The sequence below is a fragment of the Georgenia sp. SUBG003 genome (assembly GCF_000715355.2).
Lineage (GTDB): Bacteria > Actinomycetota > Actinomycetes > Actinomycetales > Actinomycetaceae > Georgenia.
Genome location: NZ_CP180204.1, coordinates 1,906,397 through 1,931,080 on the forward strand (window position 1 = coordinate 1,906,397; position 24,684 = coordinate 1,931,080).

At 73.4% G+C, this 24,684-nt stretch carries 22 protein-coding genes and 5 pseudogenes; 14 read left to right on the forward strand and 13 right to left on the reverse strand.

The genetic code is table 11. The features are described 5' to 3' along the window. Window positions 1-20 precede the first annotated feature (20 nt). On the reverse strand, window positions 21-485 hold the full coding sequence (locus DA06_RS09370; RefSeq protein WP_052436568.1) for a DUF6325 family protein: 465 nt from the start codon (window positions 483-485) through the stop codon (window positions 21-23). 44 nt (window positions 486-529) lie between these two features. Beyond that, window positions 530-814: a hypothetical protein gene (locus tag DA06_RS09375; RefSeq protein ID WP_043499361.1), complete on the reverse strand. Its 285-nt coding sequence runs from the start codon at window positions 812-814 to the stop codon at window positions 530-532. A gap of 462 nt (window positions 815-1,276) precedes the next feature. Between DA06_RS09375 and DA06_RS09380 the strand changes: the two genes are divergently transcribed. Both DA06_RS09380 and DA06_RS09385 read left to right on the forward strand, forming a co-directional pair. Beyond that, on the forward strand, window positions 1,277-1,837 hold the full coding sequence (locus tag DA06_RS09380) for a hypothetical protein (RefSeq protein ID WP_418607508.1): 561 nt from the start codon (window positions 1,277-1,279) through the stop codon (window positions 1,835-1,837). A 1,547-nt stretch (window positions 1,838-3,384) separates the two neighbouring features. Continuing rightward, the gene (locus DA06_RS09385; protein ID WP_418607950.1) at window positions 3,385-3,774 is read left to right on the forward strand and encodes a response regulator transcription factor; all 390 of its coding nucleotides are present in this window, start codon (window positions 3,385-3,387) and stop codon (window positions 3,772-3,774) included. Between the two features lie 27 nt (window positions 3,775-3,801). Here DA06_RS09385 and DA06_RS09390 read toward each other — a convergent pair whose 3' ends face one another. Next, window positions 3,802-4,071, reverse strand: coding sequence for a hypothetical protein (locus DA06_RS09390; RefSeq protein WP_043499363.1), 270 nt, complete (start codon window positions 4,069-4,071; stop codon window positions 3,802-3,804). Beyond that, window positions 4,064-4,300 carry a hypothetical protein gene (locus tag DA06_RS09395; protein WP_043499365.1) on the reverse strand — a complete coding sequence of 79 codons (237 nt, stop codon included), beginning with the start codon at window positions 4,298-4,300 and terminating at the stop codon, window positions 4,064-4,066. The genes DA06_RS09390 and DA06_RS09395 overlap by 8 nt, the downstream gene beginning before the upstream one ends. Before the next feature lie 260 nt (window positions 4,301-4,560). Between DA06_RS09395 and DA06_RS09400 the strand changes: the two genes are divergently transcribed. From DA06_RS09400 to DA06_RS09425, 6 genes and pseudogenes are all read left to right on the forward strand, one after another. Next, window positions 4,561-4,995 (forward strand): DUF7144 family membrane protein, encoded by a 435-nt coding sequence (locus tag DA06_RS09400; protein ID WP_418607510.1) that lies wholly within the window; start codon window positions 4,561-4,563, stop codon window positions 4,993-4,995. Between the two features lie 95 nt (window positions 4,996-5,090). Continuing rightward, window positions 5,091-5,936, forward strand: a complete 846-nt coding sequence (locus DA06_RS09405) for a class II glutamine amidotransferase (RefSeq protein ID WP_418607512.1) — start codon at window positions 5,091-5,093, stop codon at window positions 5,934-5,936. A gap of 134 nt (window positions 5,937-6,070) precedes the next feature. Continuing rightward, window positions 6,071-6,388: pseudogene (locus tag DA06_RS09410) on the forward strand (MFS transporter); the annotation flags it as partial. 112 nt (window positions 6,389-6,500) lie between these two features. Beyond that, entirely contained in the window at window positions 6,501-7,760 is a 1,260-nt protein-coding gene (locus DA06_RS09415) for an MFS transporter (protein WP_418607513.1), read from the forward strand. Next, a complete protein-coding gene (locus DA06_RS09420; protein ID WP_052436570.1) occupies window positions 7,757-9,256 on the forward strand; it encodes an ATP-binding protein in 1,500 nt (499 codons plus the stop codon). Before DA06_RS09415 ends, DA06_RS09420 begins: the two co-directional genes overlap by 4 nt. A gap of 388 nt (window positions 9,257-9,644) precedes the next feature. Continuing rightward, window positions 9,645-10,118, forward strand: coding sequence for an SHOCT domain-containing protein (locus DA06_RS09425; RefSeq protein ID WP_418607951.1), 474 nt, complete (start codon window positions 9,645-9,647; stop codon window positions 10,116-10,118). On the opposite strand, the gene DA06_RS09430 is transcribed toward DA06_RS09425, so the two are convergent. The 4 genes and pseudogenes from DA06_RS09430 to alaS all read right to left on the reverse strand — a co-directional run bounded on the left by DA06_RS09430 (window position 10,112) and on the right by alaS (window position 15,384). After that, window positions 10,112-10,681 carry a shikimate dehydrogenase family protein gene (locus DA06_RS09430; protein ID WP_418607515.1) on the reverse strand — a complete coding sequence of 190 codons (570 nt, stop codon included), beginning with the start codon at window positions 10,679-10,681 and terminating at the stop codon, window positions 10,112-10,114. The genes DA06_RS09425 and DA06_RS09430 overlap by 7 nt on opposite strands. A 283-nt stretch (window positions 10,682-10,964) precedes the next feature. Continuing rightward, window positions 10,965-12,128 (reverse strand): endolytic transglycosylase MltG, encoded by a 1,164-nt coding sequence (gene mltG / locus DA06_RS09435; RefSeq protein ID WP_418607517.1) that lies wholly within the window; start codon window positions 12,126-12,128, stop codon window positions 10,965-10,967. Continuing rightward, window positions 12,125-12,685: a Holliday junction resolvase RuvX gene (gene ruvX, locus DA06_RS09440; protein ID WP_043499376.1), complete on the reverse strand. Its 561-nt coding sequence runs from the start codon at window positions 12,683-12,685 to the stop codon at window positions 12,125-12,127. The genes mltG and ruvX overlap by 4 nt, the downstream gene beginning before the upstream one ends. Continuing rightward, window positions 12,682-15,384, reverse strand: a pseudogene (gene alaS, locus DA06_RS09445) (alanine--tRNA ligase). Before alaS ends, ruvX begins: the two are co-directional and overlap by 4 nt. Before the next feature lie 259 nt (window positions 15,385-15,643). On the opposite strand from alaS, the gene DA06_RS09450 reads away from it, so the two are divergent. From DA06_RS09450 to DA06_RS09460, 3 genes are all read left to right on the forward strand, one after another. After that, complete coding sequence (locus tag DA06_RS09450) at window positions 15,644-16,081, forward strand: hypothetical protein (protein ID WP_418607519.1); 438 nt, start codon at window positions 15,644-15,646, stop codon at window positions 16,079-16,081. 319 nt (window positions 16,082-16,400) lie between these two features. After that, the gene (locus DA06_RS09455) at window positions 16,401-16,733 is read left to right on the forward strand and encodes an ArsR/SmtB family transcription factor (protein WP_043499386.1); all 333 of its coding nucleotides are present in this window, start codon (window positions 16,401-16,403) and stop codon (window positions 16,731-16,733) included. Next, entirely contained in the window at window positions 16,730-17,440 is a 711-nt protein-coding gene (locus tag DA06_RS09460; RefSeq protein ID WP_043499388.1) for a cation transporter, read from the forward strand. Before DA06_RS09455 ends, DA06_RS09460 begins: the two co-directional genes overlap by 4 nt. Before the next feature lie 163 nt (window positions 17,441-17,603). On the opposite strand, the pseudogene DA06_RS09465 reads toward DA06_RS09460, so the two are convergent. The 3 genes and pseudogenes from DA06_RS09465 to DA06_RS09475 form a co-directional block, all read right to left on the reverse strand. Beyond that, window positions 17,604-18,015 (reverse strand): annotated as a pseudogene (locus DA06_RS09465) (arsenate reductase ArsC). Window positions 18,016-18,031: 16 nt separating this feature from the next. Continuing rightward, window positions 18,032-18,256, reverse strand: a complete 225-nt coding sequence (locus tag DA06_RS09470; RefSeq protein WP_418607523.1) for a hypothetical protein — start codon at window positions 18,254-18,256, stop codon at window positions 18,032-18,034. After that, window positions 18,229-18,741, reverse strand: a complete 513-nt coding sequence (locus tag DA06_RS09475) for a helix-turn-helix domain-containing protein (RefSeq protein WP_418607524.1) — start codon at window positions 18,739-18,741, stop codon at window positions 18,229-18,231. The genes DA06_RS09470 and DA06_RS09475 overlap by 28 nt, the downstream gene beginning before the upstream one ends. A gap of 128 nt (window positions 18,742-18,869) precedes the next feature. On the opposite strand from DA06_RS09475, the pseudogene DA06_RS09480 reads away from it, so the two are divergent. Further along, window positions 18,870-19,004: pseudogene (locus DA06_RS09480) on the forward strand (hypothetical protein); the annotation flags it as partial. A 420-nt stretch (window positions 19,005-19,424) separates the two neighbouring features. Here DA06_RS09480 and purL read toward each other — a convergent pair. Next, window positions 19,425-21,362 (reverse strand): annotated as a pseudogene (gene purL, locus DA06_RS09485) (phosphoribosylformylglycinamidine synthase subunit PurL); the annotation flags it as partial. A 263-nt stretch (window positions 21,363-21,625) separates the two neighbouring features. Between purL and DA06_RS09490 the strand changes: the two are divergent. Both DA06_RS09490 and DA06_RS09495 read left to right on the forward strand, forming a co-directional pair. Beyond that, window positions 21,626-22,681, forward strand: a complete 1,056-nt coding sequence (locus DA06_RS09490; protein WP_043499398.1) for a DUF2804 domain-containing protein — start codon at window positions 21,626-21,628, stop codon at window positions 22,679-22,681. Between the two features lie 67 nt (window positions 22,682-22,748). Next, window positions 22,749-23,750, forward strand: a complete 1,002-nt coding sequence (locus DA06_RS09495; RefSeq protein ID WP_418607526.1) for a hypothetical protein — start codon at window positions 22,749-22,751, stop codon at window positions 23,748-23,750. On the opposite strand, the gene DA06_RS09500 is transcribed toward DA06_RS09495, so the two are convergent. Next, window positions 23,675-24,661: a PPK2 family polyphosphate kinase gene (locus DA06_RS09500; RefSeq protein ID WP_418607527.1), complete on the reverse strand. Its 987-nt coding sequence runs from the start codon at window positions 24,659-24,661 to the stop codon at window positions 23,675-23,677. The genes DA06_RS09495 and DA06_RS09500 overlap by 76 nt on opposite strands. Between the last annotated feature and the right edge of the window lie 23 nt (window positions 24,662-24,684).

Here is a 24,684-nt window from a genome sequence, read left to right on the forward strand (position 1 = left end):
CGTCTCTCGCCGGTTCGTCCTCAGGCCGCACTCTCGAGCTGGTCGAGCGCAGCCAGCACGGCCTGGACGGGGATCCGGCCGCTGGCGACGAGCTGGCCGCCGGCGCGCCGTACCGCGGTGGCGAACGGGGCTGCCCAGACGTTCTCGTACACGAGGATCCCCGCGGAGCTTCCCGGTTCCAGGATCTCGCCGACCTCGTCCACGTCGTCCTGCCCGATCAGGCCCGAGGAGGCACCCTCGAAGAAGGTCAGGTCCAGCACGCCGTCGTCGTCGAGGTCGCGCAGCGTCAGGCCGGAGACCGAACCGTCGGTCTCCTTGCGCACGAAGACGAGGTCGAGGATGCGGATGATGCCGCGCTCGACGAGGTCGATGAGGAGCGGGAAGGCCTCGCCGCGCATGCGGTTGCCCGGGAACTCCAGCACGATGTAGTCGATCGGGCCGCTCTGCTCCAGCCCCTCGGTCTCGAACCCCGTGTTCTCCGCCATGGCGCTGCCTCCAGCCGTTCGACGCCTGCCTGTCCTGGTCTCCTTCAGGATGCGGACCCGTCCTGCTCCGCTGCGTCGTCCTGGATGGATGAGGTCGGGCGCTCGACGGCGGGCCGCCTCAGGTGCAGCTGCCGTACCTCCACGACATCGAGGTGGAGGGAGCGCAGCCGGGCCAGCACGCCGAGCAGCGCGGGCTGGTCCGCGATCCTCATGGTCAGCACCGTGGCCGCCTCGGAGGGGGCCACGCTGAGCTCCCCGAGCAGCTCGAGGGCCTCCTCGGGCAACGGTCCGAGGATCCGGATCTCGTAGTCGGTCCCGGAGCTGGACATGTGCCTCCTCCGACCGCTGCGGCCTCCGGCACGGGGTTCCGTGTCGTCCGGCTGTCGACGCCTGCCGTCCCTGCCGGCGCCCGAGCCGGTGCTGCGGGTGCCGCGCCATCCTCGCGTCGCACGGTCCCCGGGGCGTCGTCCGGGGCGGATGACCGCCTGCCGAGGCAGGAGCGTTCTCCACGCAGGCCGGCCCGTCGCGGGGGGCGGTCGAGGTCCGACCGGGTGATGGGCGGGTGAATCTGCACCGCCGGGACGTGAGGCGTGTTCCGGTGCGGTTCGGCCGGACGTACCGTGAGCAGGACGGAGAGCCCGTCGGATGTGCAGCGTGGCGCGTCCGGTCGCGCCGGCCAGAACCGCACCACGAGGGATCGAGGAGGTTCCGTGGCGGAGGCGCAGCGCGTGCGGCCACCCCTCAGGCGGGCGGACGCACGGCTGTCGGTCCCTGCCCCCTTGCGTGGACTCGTGAGTCGCGCACGCCTGTCCCGCATGGTCGACGCCGGGACCACCGTGCCGCTCACGCTCGTGTGCGCGCCGGCCGGGTCGGGGAAGACTGTGCTGGTCTCCTCCTGGGCCCGCTCCCGTCCCGACGGCCCGCCCGCCTGGGTCTCGCTCGACGAGTACGACCTCCGTGACGGCAGCTTCTGGCCGCTCGTCGTCGACGCCCTCACCCGGCACGGCGTGGGCCCGCTCGCGACCCCCTACGACGGCGGCCGCGCCTTCCTGGTCGCGCTCGGCGGAGCGCTGTGCGCGCTCGACGTGCCCGTCGTCCTCGTCCTCGACTGCCAGACCTCGTTGCCGCTCGACGTCGCCGGCGGTCTGGAGTCCCTGCTCCGGAGCTCGGGCGGCAGCTCAGGCTCGTGCTCCTCACCCGTGTGGACCCTCTGCTGCCGCTCCACCGGTACCGCCTCGACGGCTCGATCTTCGAGATCCGCAGCGCCGACCTCAGGTTCACCGACCAGGAGGCCGACGCCCTGCTCCGGCGCAGTGGGCTCGAGCTCTCCGGCGCTGCCCTGGCGCGCGTGATGGAACGGACTCACGGGTGGGCGGCCGGACTGCGGTTCACGGCGTTGCTGCTGAGCGCCACGGAGGACAGCGAGGCGGCCGCGCTGACGGTCAGCGGTGACCACGGGAGCGTCTCCGAATACCTCCTCGCCGAGGTCCTCGAACGCCAGCCCGGCAGCGTCCGGAACCTTCTGCTGCGCACGTCGGTGGTGGACGTCATCGTCCCCGGCCTCGCGGAGGCGCTCGCGGGTCCGGCGGCGTCCCGGGACCTGGCCGCACTTGCCCGGGCTGACGTCTTCCTCGAGGAGGCGGGACCCGGCTGCTACAGGTACCACCCGCTGTTCCGGGAGCTGCTGCGGGCCCAGCTGGCGTACGAGCGACCCGCGGACGGGGCCCGGCTGCACCTGCGCGCCGCACGGTGGCTCGCCGACCACGGTGCGGTCGCGGCGGCGGTCCGCCAGGCGGCCACGGCGTCATTGTGGGAGGACGCCTGCCGCTACGTCATCGACGACCTCGCCGTCGGTCGGCTGCTGGCCGAAGGGTCTGGCGGGGCGCTCCACCAGGCGCTGGCCGGCCTGCCCGCCGACGCGCCGGGCGAGAACGCCGCCCTCGTACGGTCGGCGCTCGCGGAGCCCGCACCGTACGGACGCCCACGGCAGCCGGTCGCAGAGGCGGACGAGGACACCTCGGACCGGGCGATTCTGGCCCGCCTGCTGCTCAGGCTCCGGGACGAGACCGCCGCCGGCGACGTCCGCGCCGCCCTGGCCACCGCCGAGGGCGGGCTGCGCCTCGTGGGGCGGCTGGGGATCGAGCAGACGCACCCGGAGATCGGCGCCCTGCTCGACCGGGGCCGCGGAGCTGCTCTGCTACGAGCCGGCCGCCTGGACGACGCCGTCGAGGCTCTCACCGCCTGCGCGCGCCGCGCCGGCCCGGGAGCCGAATCGCTCGCGAGCGAGAGCCTCGGGCAGCTGGCGCTGCTGGCGGCCAGCCGCGGCGAGCTCAGGCGCGCCACCCGTCTCGCGAGGCAGTCGATCGAGCTGTCGGGGCGCACACCCGCGGCACGCAGCGTGGGCGCGGCAGAGGTGGCCCTGGCGTGGGTGAGCACCGAGATGGGCGACTTCTCCGACGCCCGTGTCCACGCCGCACGCGCCCGGGCGGTGGGGGAGGACACCGGTCCGCTGCCTGCCGTCATGCTCGCCATCACGACCGTCCGGGCCGGTCGCGCCCCCGGAGATCTTCCAGGTGTCCAGGCGGTCCTCGCCGCGGCGGGACGTGACCCACGGCTCCCACGGTGGATGCTGGGGCTCCTCCGGGCGGAGGAGGCGGCCGTCGAGGCGGACGGGGCACCTACCGACGCCGTCGTCCCCGCGTCCACGACCGGCCGGTTGCGGGCGGAGACAGCGTCGCTGGCCGCGCGGGTGGACGACGAGCTGGCCGCGGCAGCGAGGCTGGTGCGCACCAATGACGGGGAGGGCGCCCGCCGTCGCCTCGAGGAGGCACTGCGACTGGCCGCACCGCAGCTGCTCCGACGACCGTTCTACGAGGCTGCGCCCGCGGTTCGGCGGCTCATGCGGGGGGACCGTGCTCTCGCGGCGCGGAACCGCTGGCTCGTGCGCGAGACGCCGCACGAGGGCCAGGACGCCGCGGTCGGCACGACGGAGCCACGCGCACCGGCGGGTGCGTCCCGGCCGACCGGCCAGCGGGCTCCGGCCGCCTCCCGTGCGCTCGTGCCCCTCCGGCCGGACGGGACTCTCGTCGTCGAGCCGCTCACGGCTAAGGAGCTCGAGGTGCTGGTGCATCTCGGCGAGCTGCTGACGACGGAGGAGATCGCGCAGACGATGTTCATCTCCGTGAACACCGTGCGCACCCACGTGCGCAACGTCCTGCGCAAGCTCGCCGTCTCCAGGCGCCACGAGGCAGTCAGGAAGGCGCGTTCGCTTCAGCTCATCCCCGGCTGAGCGGCACGGCGGCCCGCGGCCCGGGCTTCACCTGCCGACGCGCCGCGCCGGGAGCCGCCCGGTGGCCGGGCCCGCAGGGTCGACGACCACGCGGAGCAGCTCCAGCGCCACGCCGGGAACGAGAATGCTGCGCAGCACGTCGACGACCGCCTCCAGGCTGGCCGCCTCGAGGACGAGCGTCACGCGGGTGGCCGTCGTCGCCGACCGCACGTGCGGCACGGCGGCGCAGAGGATCGGACCCAGCGCGGTGCCGACCCGGACCTCGTAGGGCACGCGCACCGCGGCCGCGTCAGCCACGCCGGCCGTCCCTGGCGACGGCGACCTCGGCCGCAGCGGTGGACGGGCGGAACTCCCGGAGCTCGATCCCGAGATCGGAGAGCCGATCGAGCAGGCCGTGGAGGCCGTCCTGGTCGAGCGGCTCGGTGACGAGAACGGTCTCGGACGAGACCGCGACACCGGGTCCGCAGGCGCGGGCGACCGCCTCAGGGTCGCCCGTCAGATGGATCTCCAGCGTCACCCGCGTCACGACGATCCCCTCCTCGCAGCTCCGACGGCCGCAGGACGCATACCCGGGCCGGCACGACGAGCGTGCGCGCCCCGGCCCCGGCACGGATCGTCCTGACCGAGTGAGCGGGCGGCCGCAGGGCCGGCGTCACCCGACGGGGATGCGGCCGGGAGCGCGTGCCGGCCCTGGACTCACCCGGGGCGGGTGATGCGACGCGAGCGGGCCGGACGCCACCGTGGAAGGCCGAAGGATCACCGACCGACGGAAGGCGGGCGAGGGAAGTGGCGACACAGAGCACCGCACCCACCGGCACACCGGCGCAGACCGAGCAGAGCAGCTGGGCCATGGGCCTGGTGACGTTCGCCGGCGTCGTCATGCTGATGATGGGCGCGTTCCACGCGTTCGTGGGGTTCATCGCCGTCATCGAGGACGAGTTCTTCGTCGTCGTCCCTGGCTACGCCCTCACCATCGACGCGACCACGTGGGGATGGATACACATGGGCCTCGGCGCGCTCGTCCTGCTCGCCGGCGTCGCGGTCCTCTCGGGGCAGACCTGGGGCCGGGTCGTCGGCGTCGTGCTGGCGGTGTTCAGCGCGTTCGCCAACTTCATGTTCATCCCGTACTACCCGCTGTGGTCGCTCGCGATCATCGCCCTCGACATCCTGGTCATCTGGGCTCTGGCGACGGCGCCCATGACGCCAAGGACGTCCAACTGAGGTTCTTCCCGGGCCGGGCTCGCGCACTGCGGGCCCGGCCTCCTCATGCCCGGCGGGGGATGCCACGCGGCGGGCGGATGCGGTTCGGTGGGCGCATGTGCAGATGGATGGTGTACTCGGGAGACCCGATCCTCGTGGAGGAGCTGCTCTTCAGGCCGGAGCACTCGCTCATCGACCAGAGCCTGCACTCCCGGATGGGCGCGACGACCACGAACGGCGACGGGTTCGGGATCGGCTGGTACGACGCCGAGGATCCCACGCCGGGCGTGTTCAAGAACGTGGACCCGGCCTGGAACGACGCGAACCTCCGCGAGATCGCACGACACCTGCGCACCCATCTGCTGTTCGCGCACATCCGGGCCTCGACCGGGACGGAGGTCCAGCGCAGCAACTGCCACCCGTTCCGCCACGGACGCTGGCTGTGGATGCACAACGGGGTGATCCGGGGCTTCCACGAGCTCAAGCGGGAGCTGATGATGGCGGTGGACCCGACCCTCTACGCCGAAGTCGAGGGCTCGACGGACTCCGAGGCGCTGTTCTACCTCGCCCTCACCCTCGGTCTCGAGGCCGACCCCACGGTGGGGGTCGAGCGGGCGGTCGGGCTGGTGGAGTCGGTGGCGGCCCGCCGGGGCGTCGCCCTCCCGGTCCAGATGACCGTGGCGACGAGCGACGGCACCTCGGTCTGGGTCTTCCGCTACTCGAGTGAGGGACACTCACGGACGCTCTTCTTCTCGACGAAGGTCGCCCGCCTTCTCGAGCTCCACCCGGAGGTCGAGGTGCTGCACCGACTGAGCGCCGAGACCCGGTTCGTCGTCTCAGAACCGCTCCGCGACCTCCCCGGCGCCTGGAACGAGATGCCGGAGGCCAGCTGCGGGATGGTGGGGCCCGGGGTGGCCGAGATCCGCCCGTTCCGCCCGCAGACGCCCGCGCTGGTGGCCTAGCGGGCCGGTCCGGCGCCAGGAAGGGGACGACGATGGTCGCTGACGTCTCGGCGCCCGCCGTACGGTCCGCCCCTGGGGCCGTGCTCCTCACCCTCGCGAGCGCCCAGTTCCTCATGACGCTCGACACCTCGGTCATGAACGTCGCGATCGCGACGGTCGCCCAGGACGTCGGGACCTCCGTGACCGGCATCCAGACCGCGATCACCTTCTACACCCTGGTGATGGCCGCCCTGATGATCACCGGCGGCAAGCTGGGACAGACGATGGGCCGTCGTCGGGCGTTCATGCTGGGCTGCGTCGTCTACGGGGTGGGCTCGTTCACCACCTCGCTCTCCCAGAGCCTGCCGGTGCTGATGCTCGGCTGGTCCGTGCTCGAGGGGGTCGGGGCGGCGCTGATCCTGCCCGCCATCGTGGCGCTCGTGGCGTCGAACTTCGGCCGGGCGGAGCGTCCGCGCGCCTACGGGCTCGTGGCCGCGTCGGGCGCGGTCGCGGTCGCCGTCGGTCCGCTCATCGGGGGGTCTGCTGACGACGTACGCGTCGTGGCGGTGGGTCTTCGCCGGCGAGGTGGTCATCGTCGCCGCGATCCTGGTGCTCGCCCGTCGGATGACCGCCGAGCCGCCGGACCCCTCGGCCGGCCTGGATCTCGTCGGCACCGTGCTGTCCGGCCTCGGCCTGGCTCTCGTCGTGCTCGGCATCCTGCGTGGCGGGGCCTGGGGCTTCGTCGTCCCCAGGGCGGGGGCGCCGTCGTGGCTCGGGCTCTCCCCGGCGATCTGGCTCGTGCTCGCCGGTGGCCTCGTGCTGCGGGCGTTCCAGCTGTGGGTCCGCCGCCGGGAGCGCCTCGGACGGCCGACGCTCGTCGAGCCCGGCATCCTCCGCAACCGCCTGCTCCGCGGCGGCCTGACCTCCTTCGGTTTCCAGTACCTGCTGCAGGCGGGGCTCTTCTTCATCGTGCCGCTGTATCTTTCCGTGGCGCTCGGACTCTCCGCGGTGGCCACCGGCGTGCGGATCCTGCCGCTCTCGGCGACGCTGCTGCTCGCCGCCGCGGGGATCCCGAAGTTCTTCCCGGACGTCTCCCCGCGCCGGGTGGTCCGGCTCGGGTTCCTCATGCTGTTCGCGGGGATCGCAGCCCTCTTCGTGCTCCTCGAGCTCGGGTCCGGTCCGGAGATCGTCACGTGGCCCCTGCTGCTCGCGGGGCTGGGCATCGGTGCGCTGGCCTCGCAGCTGGGCAGCGTCACCGTCTCCTCGGTGCCGGACGATCAGAGCTCGGAGGTGGGCGGACTGCAGAACACCGGGACGAACCTCGGTGCGTCCGTCGGCACGGCACTTGGCGGGGCGGTGCTCGTCGCGGCGCTGACCAGCTCCTTCCTCTCCGGCATCCAGAACAACCCCGACGTCCCGGAAGAGGTGGCGTCCCAGGCTGAGGTCGAGCTCGCCGGAGGGGTGCCGTTCATCTCTGACGCCCAGCTGCAGAGCGCCTTGGCGGACACGGGCGTGGACGGCGCCACCGCCACCGCGGTCGCCGACCAGAACAGCGAGGCCCGTGTCCAGGGGCTGCGTGCCGCCCTCGCCGTGCTGGCCGTGATCGCGCTCGCAGCCATGTTCCTCACCGACGCCATCCCCGACCGGCAGCCCGGTGCCAGGGACGAGGGCGGGGGCCGGGGGACCGTGGCCCGGCGGCCAGATGCCAGGGACGAGGGCGGGGGCCGGGGGACCGTGGCCCGGCGGCCAGGTGCGCGCGAGGGAGGCGGTGCCGGGGAGACCGGTGTCCCGCACGAGGCGTCCGGGGAAAAGCCACGGACACGACGGACGGAGACGCAGCGATGAGCGACCTCGATGCCGAGCTGGACCGGCGCGTGACCTCCTACCGACGTACGCGTGAGCAGGTCGAGCGCACGATCCTGCCGCTCGCGACGTCCGTGGAGGGGGCACGGTTCACCTTCCAGGCCTCGCTGCACGGTCTGCAGCTGCGCCGCGGCGGGTACGTGGCGCTCGAGAGTGACGACGGCGGGGCGGTGCGGCTCGGGCTGATCACGGACATCGCGGCGGAACGCGTCCGTAGCGAGACGGCGGAGGGAGCCGGGGCCGTCGAGCTCCAGCTCGCGCGCGGCAGCGGGATCGTCGTCGACTCCGACGGCCGGCCCTTCCACGAGGCGGCCGTACGGCCGGCGACCGCGGCAGAGGTCGGCTCCTGGCTGGAGCGGAGCCGCTCCCCGCGCAGCACGCTCCTCGTCGGCGAGCTGCTCCACGCCCCGGGCGTCCCCGCCGGACTCGACGCCGGCGGGCTCGGCCGGCACACCTTCTTCTGCGGGCAGTCCGGCTCCGGGAAGACCTACGCCCTCGGCGGCCTGCTCGAGCAGGTGCTGCTGGGGACGAGCCTGCCCGTGATCGTGCTGGACCCGAACTCCGACTACGTCGGCCTGGGCCGGGTGCGTCCGGGCACCGCGCCCGAGGTGGCCGCCCGCTACGGTTCCGTCGCCGGCGGGGTCGCGGTCTGGCGGGACGACACCGCCGCCGACCACCCGCTCAGGCTGGCCTTCGCGGACCTCACCCCGGCGGTCCAGGCCGCCGTCCTCGGTCTCGACCCGCTCGCGGACCGGGAGGAGTACGCCGCGCTGACCGACCTCCTGCACAGGCGCCGGGCCGGCGAGGCCCTGGTGGAGCCCGACGAGCTGCTCCGCACCGAGGACCCGGCCGGGCACCGCCTCGGCCAGCGCGCCGCGAACCTCGGGGTCCTCGACTGGCACCTCTGGAGCCCGACGCTGCCCTCGCTCGTCGAGGAGCTGCGCCGGCCGACCGCCCGGTGCACCGTCGTCGACCTCGGCTCGCTGGCGACCGCGGGGGAGCAGCGGCTCGTCGCGGCGGCCGTCCTGACGACGCTGTGGGACCTGCGGACGCGGCGTGAACCGTTCCTCGTCGTCGTCGACGAGGCGCACAACGTCGGGCCGGCGCAGCCGCCCGACGAGCTCAGCGGCCTCTCCGCGGGCGCCCTTGTGCAGATCGCGGCCGAGGGCCGGAAGTACGGCCTCTATCTCCTCCTCTCGACGCAGCGACCGCACAAGCTCGACGAGAACGTCGTCTCCCAGTGCGACAACCTCGTCCTCATGCGCATGAGCTCGGAGGCCGACCTGCGCGACATCGGGCGTCTCCTCTCCTTCGTCCCGTCGGGACTGCTCGTCGGTGCGACCGCGTTCCACCTCGGCGAGGCGCTCGTGGCCGGGCGTCTGCTGCGCCATCCCGCCTACCTCAAGGTGGGCCCGCGCATCTCCGAGGAGGGCGGCGCTGACGTCCCCGCCACGTGGGCGGTGCCCCCGGTCGCGTGAGCGGGGCCGCCGGATCAGCACTTGACCGGACGGGCCCACGAACCTGGACGACCGGGCCCGCGCGCATCGCCCGAGGCCGAGGCGCCGGCCGCGCCCGTGCGCATCGTCCGCGCCGGACGATCCTGACGCCGCAGCACCAACGTCCGCCGCGGGGCCGGCCGACGGAATGTCCGCCCGTGCGGCGCATCTGTGCAGGTCAGAGCGGTGGAGGCCGGCTTCTCCGCGTCGGTCGGCGGGACGGTGTCGCGCAACGCATCTCGTCCACTCCGGTGGGTGTCCCGCAGTCCTGCCCTCCCTAACGTGAGGTGCGCTGGGACCGAGGGCACGTCCGGTCGAGACGGCTGGTCGGGAGCCCCTCGGATCCCGCCGAGGAGGGGTGGTGGTCCTGATGGATTTCTGGGAGAACTTCGGTGAGGTGGTGTGGTGGTTCCTGTGGATCTTCGCTTTCACCGCCTATCTCGTCATCCTTTTCCAGATCATCGGTGACCTGTTCCGCGACCATGAGCTCAGCGGCTGGTGGAAGGCGGTCTGGGTGTTCTTCCTGATCTTCGTGCCGTTCCTGACCGCGCTGACCTACCTCATCGCGCGGGGCAAGGGCATGGCCCAGCGCAACGTGCGCGCGATGGAGACCGCTCAGCGGGAGACCGAGGCCTACATCAAGGACGTGGCGGGCAGCAGCCCGAGCGACGAGATCAGCAAGGCGAGAGCGCTCCTCGAGGCCGGCCACATCACCCAGTCGGAGTACGAGGCGCTGAAGGCCCGGGCGCTCCACGGGGGGCACCCGATCCAGGACGGCATGCCGCGCGGCGGCACCGTTCCTCCCAGGGAGACGGCTCCGCCCACGGGGCCGACCACCTACTGACGGTCGGCATGCGACGTCGGCGCACGATCACCACGGCGGCCGGTGGCGCGCGCTCGCGGGGCCCACCGGTCGCCCCGGCGTGCGCCGCGGCCGAACGCGGCCAGCGCCGACGACGCCGTGGCACGGGCGCCGAGCACCAGGGGTCGCTGCGGCCGCCACCCCGGCGGAGCGACCTCGCGCAGCGCCTCGACGATGCCGCGCACGTCGGTGTTGAACCCCACGAACGGCCCCGCACGGCCGTCCCTGCCCGGTTGGACCACGAGTGTGTTCACCGCGCCGGTGACCTCGGCGAGCGGGTCGACGACGTCGAGCAGGGGGATCACCGCCTGCTTGAGGGGCATCGTGAGCGACAGCCCGCCCCAGGTGCCGTCGACCTGCGCGAGAACAGCCGGCAGCTCCGCCGCCGTGACGTCCTGCAGACCGTACGCCCACCCGTCCAGGTCAAGCTGCGCGTACGCGGCACGGTGCAGCGCGGGCGAGAGCGAGTGCCGCACCGGGTGACCGAGCACCGCGGCGCGTCGCACCACCCCCGGTGCCGACAGGTCCTGCCCCACCACCGACATGCACGCCCCCTTCCGACGACCGACACCCCAGGTCTACCAGGCAACCAGCGTTCCGGGGTCCGTCCGTCCACAGGGGCGGGGCGACACTGTGGGACGGGGCGGCCACGTGGCCGGGAGCGGCCGGTCCCGGACCGTGACGACCGCGGGCGCCTCCGACCCAGGCCCCGTCCCCCGGTGACGGCCTTCCCCTCCGCCCGCGGGCACCGTCCGACCAGGGCCCCGGTGACGGCCTTACCTCTCCGCCCGCGGGCGCCCGTCCGACCGGGGCCCCCGGGTGACGGCCTTACCCCTCCGACTGCGGGTTGTCCGCCAGCCACTTGCGCAACGCGGCGACGTTGGCGTTGTGCTCCTCGAGCGTCGCCGCGAACTTGGTCTCCCCGGTGTCGAGGTTGACCGTGGCGAAGTACAACCAGTCGCCGGCCGGCGGGTTCAGCACGGCGTCGATCGCCGCCGTGCCGGGGGCGCCGATCGCCGTGGGTGGCAGACCGGGGTTCTTGTACGTGTTGTACGGGGTGTCGCTCTCCAGGTCCTCCCGGGTGGGCACGCCGCCGACCTTGCCGACGCCGTAGAGCACCGTCGAGTCCATCTGCAGGCGGTGGTTGACGTCGCCGTCGTCGACGAGGCGGTTCTCGATGACGCGGGCGACGTGGCCGTAGTACTCGGGAAGGTTCACCTCGCGCTCGACGATGGAGGCCTTCGTGAGGACCTCCTGGCGCTGGTCGGCGGGCACGCCGCGCTCGTCGAGACGGGACACGGTCTGGTCGACCATGGCGGCGAGGATCGTCTCGGCGTCGTCGCTCGGCTGGAAGGAGTAGGTGGCCGCCGCGAGCCAGCCCTCGGGCTTGCCGCCGGCCTCCTCGGGCAGGCCGATCGCAGCGGGGTCCGCCGCGGCCGCCTCCACCTCCTCCAGCGGTAGCTCGGCGACGTTCGCGATGCGCTCGTACACCTGGTCGGCGTGGAAGCCCTCGGGCACGGTGATGGTGACCTCGGCCTTGTTCGCCGGGTCCAGGAGCGCGGCGACGGCGTCGGCCGCCGCCATCTCCTGCAGCAGCGTGTAGGTGCCGGGCTGGATGCGCGCGGCGTTGACGTTCTCGCTGAACGCCTCGGTGAAGGCGCGCTGCGAGGCGACCACCCCGCCCTCCTCGAGGATGAGACCGATCTCGGCACCCGACGCGCCGGACGGGACCTGGATCTCGACCTCCCCCTGACCCGGCCCGGGGAAGTCCGTCGCGGCGGCGCTGGGACGGTCCACGACCATGTCCCGCACCCGCGGGAACGCCCAGACGGTCAGTGCGACGACCATGGCCACCGCGACGGCGAGCACGACGACAGATCGCCGGCGCCGCCGACGCCGGCGCGCCTCGGCGGCGCGGCGCTGCTCCCGCCGGTCCCGCCGGGGCTCGACCCGCTCGTCCTGCATCCGGGTCCCCTCGAAGAGGTTGTTCACGCGTTCTCCTCGTCCCGCGCCGGGCCCTGCGGGCGGACGAGCTCACCCGCGGGGTTCCCCGAGCGTCGTTCGACCTCGAGCGCCTGCTCCACGATCATCACCGCGGCCACCTGGTCGACCACCTCGCGGTGCCTCCGGCCGGGTCGGCCCGAGGCGTGCAGCGCCTGGTGCGCACTCACGGTGGTCAGCCTCTCGTCGACGAGTCGTACCGGGACGTCGACGGCGGCCGCGACCCGCACAGCGTACCCGCGGGCGGCCTGGGCGGATCGCCCCTCGGCGCCGGAGAGGCTCCGCGGCAGCCCGACCAGCACCTCGATCGCCTCGTGCTCCCGGACGAGCTCCGCGATCTCGGTCACGTCGGCGCCGTCCTTGCGGCGGGCGACGGTGCGCACCGGAGTCGCGAGGATCCCGGCCGCGTCGCACCGGGCGACGCCGACGCGCACGGTCCCGACGTCGATCCCCACGCGCACGCCGCGCCGGAGCGCCGGCGGCCCGGACCCGCCGGAAGACCCCACGTCGTGCGGGACCCGACCGTCGCCGGACGGTCCCGTGCTCACGAGTCCACCAGGGCCGCGACCTCGCCCCGGACGGCGTCGAGCGCCTGACCGAGCGCGGCGGGGTCCGTGCCGCCGCCCTGGGCGACGTCGTCCTTCCCACCGCCTCCGCCCCCGAGGGTGGTGGCCGCGACCTTGACAAGCGCACCGGCGCGGACGCCGGCCTCCCGCGCCGTCGGGTTGGTGGCCACGACGACGGCGGGGCCGGCCCTTGGCCACGCCGCCGACCGCGACGACGGCGGGCGCCGCGTCGCCGAGGCGGGAGCGGACGTCGAGCGCGAGGGTGCGCAGGTCGTCGCCCGAGGCGACCTCGCCGGCGTCGTGGGTGACGACGCGGGCGGCGCCCACGACGGCCGCGCCGTCGGCGATCCTGCCCGCCCCTGCGAGGAGCTGGGCCTGGCGGAGCGTCGCCAGCTCCTTCTCGGCCGCCTTGAGGCGGTTCATGAGGGCGTCGATGCGCTCGGGCAGCTCCTCCGGCCGCCCGCCGACGAGGTTCGTCACCTGGCCGACCAGGGCGTGCTCCTTGGCCTGGAAGCCGTAGGCGCCCTGTCCGACGAGGGCGTCGACCCGGCGGACGCCGGAGCCGATCGAGGCCTCGCCGAGCACCGTGACGAGGCCGATCGAACCGGTCGCCGGGACGTGGGTGCCGCCGCACAGCTCCTTGGACCAGTCGCCGCCGATGGAGACGACGCGCACGCGCCGACCGTACTTCTCGCCGAACAGCGCCATGGCGCCGGCGGCGCGGGCGTCGTCGATGTCCATGACGCGTCGGTGACGTCGAGGTTCTCCGCGAGCTGGGCGTTGACCCGCTCCTCGATCTCGCCCAGGACGTTCGCGGGCACCGCGGAGCCGTGGCGGAAGTCGAAGCGCAGCCGCGACGGGGCGTTCTCCGAGCCCGCCTGGGTGGCCTGGTCGCCGAGGTGCTCGTGCAGCGCCTTGTGCACCATGTGGGTGGCCGTGTGCGCGCGGGCGATCGCCTTGCGCCGGGCGGTGTCGATGGACGCGACGCCCTTCTCGTCGAGGGTGAGCGTGCCCTCGGTCAGGCGCCCCCGGTGGACCGAGAGCCCCCGGATCGGGGCCTGGACGTCCGCGACGTCGACGAGGGCGCCGCCCTCGAACGCGATGGTGCCCTGGTCCGCGAGCTGGCCGCCGGCCTCGGCGTAGAACGGGGTGCGGTCGAGGACGACCTCGACGTCCGCCGGCGCCGTGGCCGCGGGCGCCGGACGGCCGTCCACGAGGAGGCCGACGAGGCGCGCCTCCGCCGTCGCGTCGGTGTAGCCGAGGAACTGCACGTCCCCGCCGAGGCGCTCCTGGAGCTCGGCGTACAGCGACGTGTCGACGTGGCCGGTCTTCTTGGCCAGGGCGTCCGCGCGGGCGCGCTGGCGCTGCTCGTCCATCAGCTGGCGGAAGCCCGCCTCGTCGACGTCGACGCCGTGCTCGGCCGCCATCTCGAGGGTGAGGTCGATCGGGAAGCCGTAGGTGTCGTGGAGGGCGAACGCCTCCTTCCCGCCCAGGACGGGGGCCTTCGGGGCGGCCTGCTTGGCCTTCGCGACCGCGGTGTCGAGGATCGTGGTGCCCGAGGTGAGCGTGCGCCGGAACGCCTCCTCCTCCTCGTAGGCCACCTGGGAGATCCGGTCGAAGTCCTGCTCGAGGTTCGGGTAGGACGCCTTCATGGCGTCCTTCGACACGGGCAGGAGCACCGGCAGGCTGGGGTCCTCGACGCCGAGCAGGCGCATCGAGCGCACCGCGCGGCGGATGAGGCGGCGCAGCACGTAGCCGCGCCCGTCGTTGGCCGGGCGCACGCCGTCGCCGATGAGCATGAGAGAGGAGCGGACGTGGTCGGCGACCACGCGCAGCCGCACGTCGTCGGGGTCCTGGCTGTTCGTCCCGAGGGTGTAGGTCTTGCCGGACATCTCCTCGGCGGCCGAGATGACGGGGAACACCTCGTCGATCTCGTACATGTTCTCCTTGCCCTGGAGCAGGTAGGCGACGCGCTCGAGGCCCAGGCCGGTGTCGATCGCCTTGTTGTCGAGCTCGCCCAGGAGCGGGTAGTCCTTGCCGCGGCCCTCGCCGCGCAGGTACTGGTCGAAGACCAGGTTCCACACCTCGAGGTAGCGGTCGCCGCCCGGGTCGACCGTGCCGCCCTCGGCGTCGGGGCCGTACTTGGGGCCGCGGTCGTAGTGGAACTCCGCGCACGGGCCGGCGGGGCCGGGCTGGCCGGTGTCCCAGAAGTTCTCCTCGCGGGGCAGCCGAACGATGTGCGCGGGGTCGACGCCGACCCTGGTCAGGGCGGCGTGCGCCTCGGCGTCCTGGTCCCAGATCGTCACCCAGAGGCGGTCGCCCTCGAGGCCGTAGCCGCCGTCGTCCTGCGAGCTGGTGAGCAGCTCCCAGGCGTAGTCGACAGCCCCCTCCTTGAAGTAGTCGCCGAAGGAGAAGTTGCCGCACATCTGGAAGAAGGTGCCGTGCCGCGTGGTGCGGCCGACGTTCTCGATGTCGTTCGTGCGGATGCACTTCTGCACGCTGGCGGCCCGCGGCCAGGGCGCCTTCTCCGTGCCCACGATGTAGGGGATGAACGGCACCATGCCGGCGATCGTGAACAGGATCGAGGGATCCGGCGAGACGAGCGAGGTGCTCGGCGCGATGTGGTGGTCGTTCTTGGCGAAGTAGTCCAGCCAGCGGGTGCGGATCTCGGCGGTGCGCATGGTTCCTCGGGTCAGATGGGGGCGGGTGGTGATCGGACCACCCGGGGCGGTGGTGGGGGCGTCGTCGGGAGGGTGCTGGCGGTGGGCGGTGGCGCTCGGGCGAGCGCGGTCGGGTCAGAACTCGTACGGCAGGTCGTCCGCGCCGTCGTCGGGGCTGACGGCGCCGGCGGGAACGGTCCGGGACCCGGCGCCGCCCGCCGGTGGTCGCGGTCGTACTTCTTGTCGTGGTCGCGGTCGTGGTCGCGGTCGTCTTCTTGTCGTGGTCGCGGTCGCGGTCGTACTTCTTGTCGTGGTCGCGGTCGTGGTCGCGGTCGTACTTCTTGTCGTGGTCGTACCGGTCGTGGTGGTCGCGGTCGTACCGGTGACCGCGGTGGTCGTCGCAGTGGTCCTTGAACTCCTTCACGGCCTTGCGGTACGAGCCGGCGTGCTCGCGGTGCCTGCCGTGGTCGTCGCGCCAGCTCACGTCCCAGTGGCCGCGGTGCTTGAAGAAGTGGACGTTCCAACACTCGTTGTCGTGGTGGTAGGCGCTCTGGCTTGCGGGCGCGAAGGAGGTGGTGGTGGCTGCGGACGCAGGGAGCGCACCGCCGAGCATCGACAGGCCGACGGCCGCAGCTGCGAACCCGCCGAGAAGGGTCTTGTGAGACATCGGGTGACTCCCTCGTGTGTGGTTGCCTCATTGCGTGTCCCACTGTGCTGAGGGTTGCCTGAACGGAGCCTGAATGCACCTGTCGTCCTGCTCAGTCGGTAAGGTCCGGTCCTCACGGTTCCCCGCGCCCCGTCAAGCGGTGGTGTCCGTTCGGCCCGGCAGGTTCCCGGTCCGGTCAGGATGCTGAGGAGTGCGCCGGTGACGTCCCCGCGGTCGGGGCGCCCGAGGGGCGTAGAGCCGGGGGCCAGGGTGACGCAGCAGTCCGTGACGACTCTTGGGCGGGAGGTGGGCGACGACCACGGCGTCGCCGCGACCGTTCTCCCCACTCCCGCCCAAGCTCCGTACACGCTGTCGTGTAACGTCATCGGTCATGGGGACCGTCACGCTGACGCACACCGCGGCGCTCGCGCGGCTCGGGAATGCCCTGTCGGACGAGACCAGGGCGCGCATCCTGCTGTCCCTGCGGGAGGCGCCGGCCCGCCCCTCCGGGCTGGCCGACGCGCTGGGCGTCTCACGGCAGGTGATGTCCAACCAGCTCGCGTGCCTGCGCGGCTGCGGCCTGGTCGAGGCCGTGCCCGACGGCCGGTACACCTGGTACCGCCTGGCGGACCCTCATCTCGCACCGGCGCTGAGCAACCTGCTCCAGCTCGTGGTGACCGTCGATCCGACGTGCTGCTCGCCCGAAGGGTGCACCTGCTTATGACCGCGATGTCGCTCGGTGCCCGTCCCCTGTCCGCCGCACGCCGGGCCGCGCTCGAACGGCGTGTGCGGCTGACGGTCGCGGCGACGATCACCTACAACGTCGTCGAGGCCGTGGTCGCCATCTCCGCCGGGCGGGTCGCGTCCTCTGCCGCGCTGATCGGCTTCGGGCTCGACTCGATCGTCGAGGTGCTCTCGGCCGCCGCCGTGGCGTGGCAGTTCGCCGCCAGGGACCCGCACCGGCGTGAGCGCGTCGCGATGCGGTTCATCGCGGTCTCCTTCTTCGGTCTGGCGGTGTTCGTCTCCGTCGACGCCGTGCGCACGCTCCTGGGGGCGGCGGAGCCGGACCGCTCGACGGTCGGGATCGTCCTGGCCGCGGTCAGCCTGGCCGTCATGCCGTTCCTGTCCTGGTTCGAGCGCCGCACCGGCCGCGAGCTCGGCTCCGCCTCCGCCGTGGCCGACTCCAGGCAGACCCTGATGTGCACCTATCTCTCCGGCGTCCTGCTGGTCGGTCTGGTGCTGAACTCCACCCTCGGATGGGGCTGGGCCGACCCTCTGGCCGCCCTGGTCATCGCCGGCGTCGCGGTCAAGGAAGGCCTCGAGGCCTGGCGCGGCGACGCCTGCTGCACGCCCGTCGGCGTGCTTCTCGCCCAGGACGAGGGTGACGGGTGCGCGTGCGACGACGGCTGCTGCGCGCCCGCCCAGACCTGAGCGGGCGTCCACCGACGTTCGTCGGGCCTCGGCCGCTCGTCGCCGGCCGCCTTGTGCCGGAGCGCGGCACCGACGTCGGGATCGACGCGGTCGTGGTTCGTGGCGGCCCCCGTGTCGAGCGTGACGAACGTGCTCGTGCCCGGCGGGGTGTCCGGAGCGCGGATCAGGCGTCCGCGTGCAGGAGGTCGGCGACCAGCGCCTCCACGCGGGTCCTGATCTCGTCGCGCACGGGCCGCACGCCCTCGACGCTCTTGCCGGCCGGGTCCTCGAGCTGCCAGTCCTCGTAGCGCTTGCCGGGGGAAGATGGGGCAGGCGTCGCCGCAGCCCATGGTGATGACGACGTCGGACTCCTTCACCGCCTCGGTCGTCAGGACCTTGGGCGTCTCGGCGGCGATGTCGATGCCGACCTCGGCCATGGCCTCGACGGCGGACGGGTTGACCTGCTCGGCGGGGGCGGAGCCGGCGGAGCGGACCTCGATCGCGCCGCCGGCGAGATGGTTCAGCCAGGCGGCGGCCATCTGGGACCGGCCGGCGTTGTGGACGCAGACGAACAGGACGCTGGGGCGCTCCGACATGGGTTCTCCTTAGTGCTCAGGGAATCGCGGGGACCGCGACGCTGGTGGGGCTGGTGGGCAGGGACAGGCGCGGGGCGAGGTTGTCGACGCGGCGGCCGATCTCCTCCACGGTGCGGTCGAACGCCTCCGGGGTGCCGGTGGGGACCGGGTCGGGAATGGACCAGTGGACATCGACCGGGAAGCCGAGCTCCTCGTGGGCGCGGTCGCAGACCGTCACCACGAGATCGCCGTCGGCACGCACGCCGTCGACGTGCTGGGGCCGGACCTGAGGCAGCGTGAGGTCGTGGCGGTGCGCGGCGTCCACGGCGCCGGCGGCGACGGCGCGGCCGGGTGGGTGCCGGCGGAGACGGCCGGGATCTCGCTGGCCCGGCGCCAGAGCGCGGCCGCCAGATGGGAGCGGGCGGAGTTCGCGGTGCACACGAACAGCACCCGGGTCACCGGCCGCACATCGCCGGCGACGAGGCCGTCGAGCGCGCCCGGGACGAGCTGGACGTACGACCTGCGCTTGTCGCCCTCCGACCGGGTGCGGCTGACGACGCCCGCCCGCTCGAGCACCTTCAGGTGGTGTGCGAGCAGGTTCGAAGGCACGCCGACGGCCTCGGCAAGTTCGGAGGGGGCGGCGTCACCGAGGCGCAGCGTGTCCACGATTCGCAGCCGTGCCGGATCGGCCAGCGCCGCGTGGAGGGCGGCCCGACGCTGCAGTCGCGCCTGTCGATCAGTGACCATTACCTCAATGATCGTTGAGCTACTCAGAGCCGTCAAACGTCGCGCCGCCAGCGCGCGGAGGCGGGGCCTTGGTGCCGGACACCTCGCCACCGGACCCCGTGACCGCCACCGAGCGCTACCGTGCGACGGTGCTGCGGACCAGGGGGGGGGCGGCCCTGGACGAGGCGGGCCGGGCGGCCCTGGAGGAGGACCTGCGCTCCCCGTGCACCGAGGAGATCGCCGTCTTCCAGGCCTTCTCCCGGGCCGTGAACGAGGCGAAGCGTCGCTTCGTGATCATGGACACCGCCCCGACCGGGCACACCTTGCTGCTGCTGGACGCCACCGGTTCCTACCACCGCGACGTCGTGCGCCAGATGGGCGGGGGCGGCTCGTGCACGACACCGATGATGCGGCTGCAGGACCGCGACCACACCAAGGTCGTCGTCGTCACCCTCCCCGAGGCCACCCCCCGTCCTGGAGGCTCTGTCGCTCCTGGCCGACCTGCGGCGCGCCGGCATCGAACCGTGGGCCTGGGTCGTGAACAGCTCCCTCGCCGCCGCCGCGACCAGCGACCCGCTGCTGCGGCGCCGGGCGGCCGCCGAGCACGGCCATATCGAGCAGGCCCTGACCCAGGACGCCGGGCGGTGCGCCGTCCTTCCGCTGCTGGCCAGGGAACCGGTGGGGGTGGCGGCGCTGCACGAGCTCACCGCGGCGAGCGCGCGCTCGGCGTCGAGGTCGACCCGGGGCGGCAGGCCGCCGAGGTGGCCGTGGACGACGTCGGCCCAGGCAGAGCCGTCCAGCTCGAGCGCCGTCGTGCCGAGGAGGTAGACGGCGAGCCCCTCCGCGGTCCAGCCCGACGGGGTGGCGCGGGCGACGTCGTCGAGGACCCCGAGCACGCCGACGACGGGGGTCGGGTTGATGGAGGAGTCGATCCGCCCCGGCTCGCCGGTGCCGTTGTACAGGGAGACGTTGCCGCCGGTGACCGGCACGCCCAGCTCCTGACAGGCGTCGGCCAGGCCGGTGACGGCCTCGACGAGCTGCCACATGGCGTCCGGGTCCTCGGGGGAGCCGAAGTTGAGGCAGTCCGTCACCGCGAGCGGGCGGGCGCCGACGGTGGCGACGTTGCGGTACGCCTCCGCGAGCGCCTGCCGGGCACCTGTGCGCGGGTCGAGCTTGGTGAAGCGGCCGTTGGCGTCCGTGGCCAGCGCGACCCCGAGGCCGGTGGCCTCGTCGACGCGCACCACGCCCGCGTCGTCGGGCTGGGCCAGCGCGGTGTTCCCCTGGACGTACCGGTCGTACTGGTCGGTGACCCACGACTTCGAGGCCAGGTTCGGGGAGGCGACCAGGGCGAGAACCTGCTCCCGCAGGGTCGCGCCGTCTGAGGTGCGCGGCAGGTGCCGCGCGGAGGCGCCGTCGTCGTTGAGCTCGTCCTGCCAGGCGGGGCGGGCGTACGGGCGGTGGTAGACCGGGCCCTCGTGGGCGACGGTGCGGGGGTCCACGTCCACGATCCGGTGCCCGTGGTGGTCGATGGTGAGCCGGCCGGTGCCGGTGACCTCGCCGATGACGGCTGTCTCCACGTCCCACCTCGCCGTGATCTCGAGGAAGCGGTCGAGCTTGTCGGGCGCGACGACGGCCATCATCCGCTCCTGCGACTCGCTCATGAGGATCTCGCCGGCGGTGAGGCTCGGGTCGCGCAGCAGCACGTTCTCGAGGTCGACGTGCATCCCGCCGTCACCGTTGGAGGCGAGCTCCGAGGTCGCGCAGGAGATGCCCGCGGCACCGAGGTCCTGGATACCCTCGACGACCCCTGCGGAGAACAGCTCCAGGCAGCACTCGATGAGGACCTTCTCCATGAAGGGGTCGCCCACCTGCACGCTCGGGCGCTTGCTGGGCATGCCGCCCTCGAACGTCTCCGAGGCGAGGATGGAGGCGCCGCCGATGCCGTCGCCGCCGGTGCGCGCCCCGAAGAGGACGACCTTGTTGCCCGTGCCGGAGGCGTTGGCGAGGTGGATGTCCTCGTGCCGGAGAACGCCGAGGCACAGGGCGTTGACCAGGGGGTTGCCCTGGTAGGACGGGTCGAACTCGGTCTCTCCGCCGATGTTGGGCAGGCCGAGGCAGTTGCCGTAGCCGCCGACGCCGGCGACCACGCCGTGCACCACGCGGCCGGTGTCCGGGTGGTCGACCGCGCCGAAGCGGAGCTGGTCCATGACGGCGACGGGCCGGGCCCCCATCGAGATGATGTCGCGGACGATGCCGCCGACGCCGGTGGCGGCGCCCTGGTACGGCTCGACGTAGCTGGGGTGGTTGTGGGACTCGACCTTGAAGGTCACGGCCCAGCCCCGGCCGATGTCGACGACGCCGGCGTTCTCACCGATGCCGACGAGCAGGTGCTCGCGCATGGCGTCGGTGGTCTTCTCGCCGAACTGACGGAGGTGGACCTTGGACGACTTGTAGGAGCAGTGCTCCGACCACATGACGGAGTACATCGCCAGCTCGGCGGCGGTGGGGCGGCGTCCGAGGAGGTCCACGATGCGCCGGTACTCGTCGGGCTTGAGCCCGAGCTCCCGGAAGGGCAGCTCGAGGTCGGGGGTCGACGCCGCGCGCTCGACCGTGTCCGGCAGCAGCTCGGCCACGTCAGTCATGATTCCTCCGCGTTCTCGTCCGGCGTCCTGCCCGCACAGGTTACCTACGTCGCGCGCGCGACCCTTCCCGCGTCCATCGCGCCGGTCGGCGCGCACGCCGCCCGACGGCGGTACCCGCGCGGGGGCGGCGCCGCTGCCTGCAGCGGCGTCCCGGCACGGCCGGCGGTGCGGTGTTGGTCACGCCGGTCGTCCCGGCCGGTCGTCCCCGAAACGTGACCGGCGTATCCGCCCAACCCGCACGGGATCTCGGTCATGATGACTGGGTGCTGGCGGAGATCACCGACCCGGTGGACCTGTGCCTCCCGTCGGGGGTGCTCAATCCTGCGGCGGTGGGCTGGACGCGGACGCCGCTGCACCGGGCAAACCTCCGGGTCAGTGCGGACCACCACGGGGTGCTCGGCGACCCGCTGGGGCGCGCGGCGATGTGGAGCCGCACGAAGCGCTGGGAGTACTGGTGCGTGATCACCCCCACGCACATCGTCAGCCTCACCGTCTCCTCGCTGAACTACGCGGGCGTGCACCAGGTCTGGGCGCTCGACCGCACCACCGGCGAGGAGATCGACTGCTGGGCCACCGCGCCGCTCGGCCGCGACGTACGCATGCCGAGCCGGTGCGGGGGCGGTCCCGTCCGGGCGCGCGCAGGCCGGCTCGCCGTCGCCGTCGACCCCGTCCCCGGGGACGCGGCACGCCCGGACTTCCGGCTGCGGGGCGTCACCCCGCGCGTGCGGTTCGACCTCACCGTCGACCTGCCACCGGGCCACGAGTGCCTCGGCGTCGTGGTGCCGTGGAACGAGCGCCAGTTCCAGTACACGGTCAAGGACGTCGCGATGCCGGTGTCGGGGTCGCTGTGGCTCGACGACCAGGAGATCGCCGTCGACGCCGCCGGCCCCTCCTGGGCGGTCCAGGACTTCGGCCGCGGCCGGTGGCCGTACTCGGTCGCCTGGAACTGGGGCACCGGCTCCGGTGTCGTCGACGGCGTGGTCACCGGCCTCCAGCTGGGCGGGAAGTGGACCGACGGCACCGGCGCCACCGAGAACGCGCTGATGCTGGACGGCCGGGTCCACTACCTCGGCGAGGACCTGTCCTGGGCGTACGACATCTCCGACCGCACCGCCCCGTGGTTCGTCACCGGCCCGCGGGTGCAGGTCCGGTGCGAACCGTTCTTCGAGCGGGTCTCCAGCACCCGGCTGGGCGTGATCTCGTCCCTCAACCACCAGTGCTTCGGGACGTGGTCGGGGTGGGTGGTCGACGACGACGGCGCGCGGCGGTCCGTCGACGGCCTGGTCGGCTTCACGGAGGACGTCGTCAACCGCTGGTGACGCGCTCCCGACCGTCCCCGCGCGGTCTGGGCTTTCGCCCGGCGTCGCGGCGGAGTTTGATCGGGGCATGAGGACGATCGACGTCGATCCGACCCCGCTCGCCGCACTCGCCGGCGCGCTGGACGAGGTGTCCGCGCGTCGTCTGGAGAGCGGCGCCCACCGCGCCCTCCGGGTGCTCGGCGAGCGGACGGTGTGGAACGTCTCCGCCACCGACACCGGCGGCGTGGGGGTCCTGCTCCACGGGCTCCTCCCCTACGCCGCCGGCGCGGGGGTGCGGGTCGGCTGGTTCACCCTCGACGGCGGCACCGAATTCTTCAGTCTCTCGACCCGGCTGAACCACGCGCTGCACGGCCGCTCGGACGGCGGCGAGGGGATCGGGCCCGACCAACGGACCGCCTACGAACGCTGCCTGGCGTCCAACCTCGCCGAGGTGGCCGAGCAGATCAGGCCCGACGACGTCGTCGTCCTGCACGACCCGGCCACCGCCGGCCTGGCGCCGGAGCTGCGCCGTCACGGCGTGTACGTGGTGTGGCGCTGCCACGTCGGCACGGACGTGCCCGACGAGGTGTCCGAGCGTGCGTGGGCCTTCGTCGAGCCCTACCTCGACGCCGTCGACCGCGTGGTGCTGACGAGGGCGGTCTACCGGCCAGGCTTCCTGGAGCCCGGCGGCGTCCGCGTGATCACGCCGTCGATCGACCCGCTCTCGCCCAAGAACCGCCTGCTCGAGCCGCAGGAGGTCGAGGACCTCCTGCGAGCCGGCGGGGTCGAGGCGAACGGCGCGCCGGGGCCGGGCGGTCCCGCAGGGGCGAGTGGTACGCCGAGGATGGTCGGTGCGCCGCACCAGACGGGCGACGCTCCGCCCGCGGACCGCGGTGTGCCGGGCCCGGGCGACGCTCCGCCGTCCTCCGCCCTCAGGCCGGCGGTGCCGTACGTGGACCGGCGTCCGCCGGTCCACGTCAGGGGCGGCGCGGGGCGGTCCGTCGTCGTCCTCTCTCAGCCCCGGCGTGCGCGGCCCGTGCCGGCAGCCTCCGCCACCGCGGCCGCGTACTCCGCCTCTGCCTCGCGGTAGTCGGCGACCTTCTCCTCGGCCTTCGCCGCGGCCTCCCGCAGGCTCTCCTCGCTCATGGTCGCGGCGAGCCGCTCCTTCTGTGCGGCCACGTCCCAGTCCGCGCCGGGCCAGCCGAGACCGAGGTCCACGAGGGCGCCGGTGAGCAGCTCGGTCACCGCGAGGCGGGCGTACCACTTCCTGTCCGCGGGGACGACGTGCCAGGGGGCGACCTCGGTGCTCGTCCGGGCGAAGACGTCGGCGTAGGCGGCCTGGTAGGCGTCCCAGCTCCGCCGGGTGTCGACGTCGCCGGGGCTGAACTTCCAGTGCTTGTCCGGCCGGTCGAGGCGCTCCATGAGGCGCAGCCCCTGCTCCTCGTGCGACACCATGAGGGCCACCTTGACGATCACGGTGCCGGAGGCGGCGATCTCCTCCTCGAAGCGGTTGATATCGTCGTAGCGCCGCGACCAGACGTTCTCGTCCACGAGGCCCTCGACGCGGGCGACGAGCACGTCCTCGTAGTGGGAGCGGTCGAACACGCCGATCAGGCCCGGCCGCGGGAGGGAGCGCCGCACCCGCCACAGGTAGTGGTGACGACGCTCCTCCTCGGTGGGCACGCCGAACGCCCGCAGCGCGACGCCCTGCGGGTCCACCATGCCGATCACGTGCCGGACGATCCCGCCCTTGCCCGCCGTGTCCACGCCCTGCACGACCAGCAGGACGGCCCGGTCGCCGCCGCTGCGGCCGTGGGCGAACAACCGCTCCTGCAGCTCCGAGAGCAGGTTGCCGCGCCGGGCCGTGAACGACTCGCCCTCGCTCTTGCCGCCGGCCCAGCCCGGGCTGCCGCCGCGGTCGAAGGACGTGAGGTCGAAGTCGGGCCCCGCGCGCAGGACAGTCTGCGGCTTCTCGGTCCACAGGTTCTCGGCGTCGGTCATCTCGGTCCCTCCGGTGGTGCGGC

Coding starts and splice junctions, on each gene's coding strand:
- DA06_RS09375 (WP_043499361.1), bottom strand. CDS start 814: ATGTCCAGCTCCGGGACCGACTACGAGATCCGGATCCTCGGACCGTTG.
- DA06_RS09500 (WP_418607527.1), bottom strand. CDS start 24,661: ATGACCGACGCCGAGAACCTGTGGACCGAGAAGCCGCAGACTGTCCTG.
- DA06_RS09460 (WP_043499388.1), top strand. CDS start 16,730: ATGACCGCGATGTCGCTCGGTGCCCGTCCCCTGTCCGCCGCACGCCGG.
- DA06_RS09455 (WP_043499386.1), top strand. CDS start 16,401: ATGGGGACCGTCACGCTGACGCACACCGCGGCGCTCGCGCGGCTCGGG.
- DA06_RS09420 (WP_052436570.1), top strand. CDS start 7,757: ATGAGCGACCTCGATGCCGAGCTGGACCGGCGCGTGACCTCCTACCGA.
- DA06_RS09385 (WP_418607950.1), top strand. CDS start 3,385: ATGCGGGGGGACCGTGCTCTCGCGGCGCGGAACCGCTGGCTCGTGCGC.
- DA06_RS09495 (WP_418607526.1), top strand. CDS start 22,749: ATGAGGACGATCGACGTCGATCCGACCCCGCTCGCCGCACTCGCCGGC.
- DA06_RS09405 (WP_418607512.1), top strand. CDS start 5,091: ATGTGCAGATGGATGGTGTACTCGGGAGACCCGATCCTCGTGGAGGAG.
- DA06_RS09370 (WP_052436568.1), bottom strand. CDS start 485: ATGGCGGAGAACACGGGGTTCGAGACCGAGGGGCTGGAGCAGAGCGGC.
- DA06_RS09430 (WP_418607515.1), bottom strand. CDS start 10,681: ATGTCGGTGGTGGGGCAGGACCTGTCGGCACCGGGGGTGGTGCGACGC.
- DA06_RS09425 (WP_418607951.1), top strand. CDS start 9,645: ATGGATTTCTGGGAGAACTTCGGTGAGGTGGTGTGGTGGTTCCTGTGG.
- DA06_RS09475 (WP_418607524.1), bottom strand. CDS start 18,741: ATGGTCACTGATCGACAGGCGCGACTGCAGCGTCGGGCCGCCCTCCAC.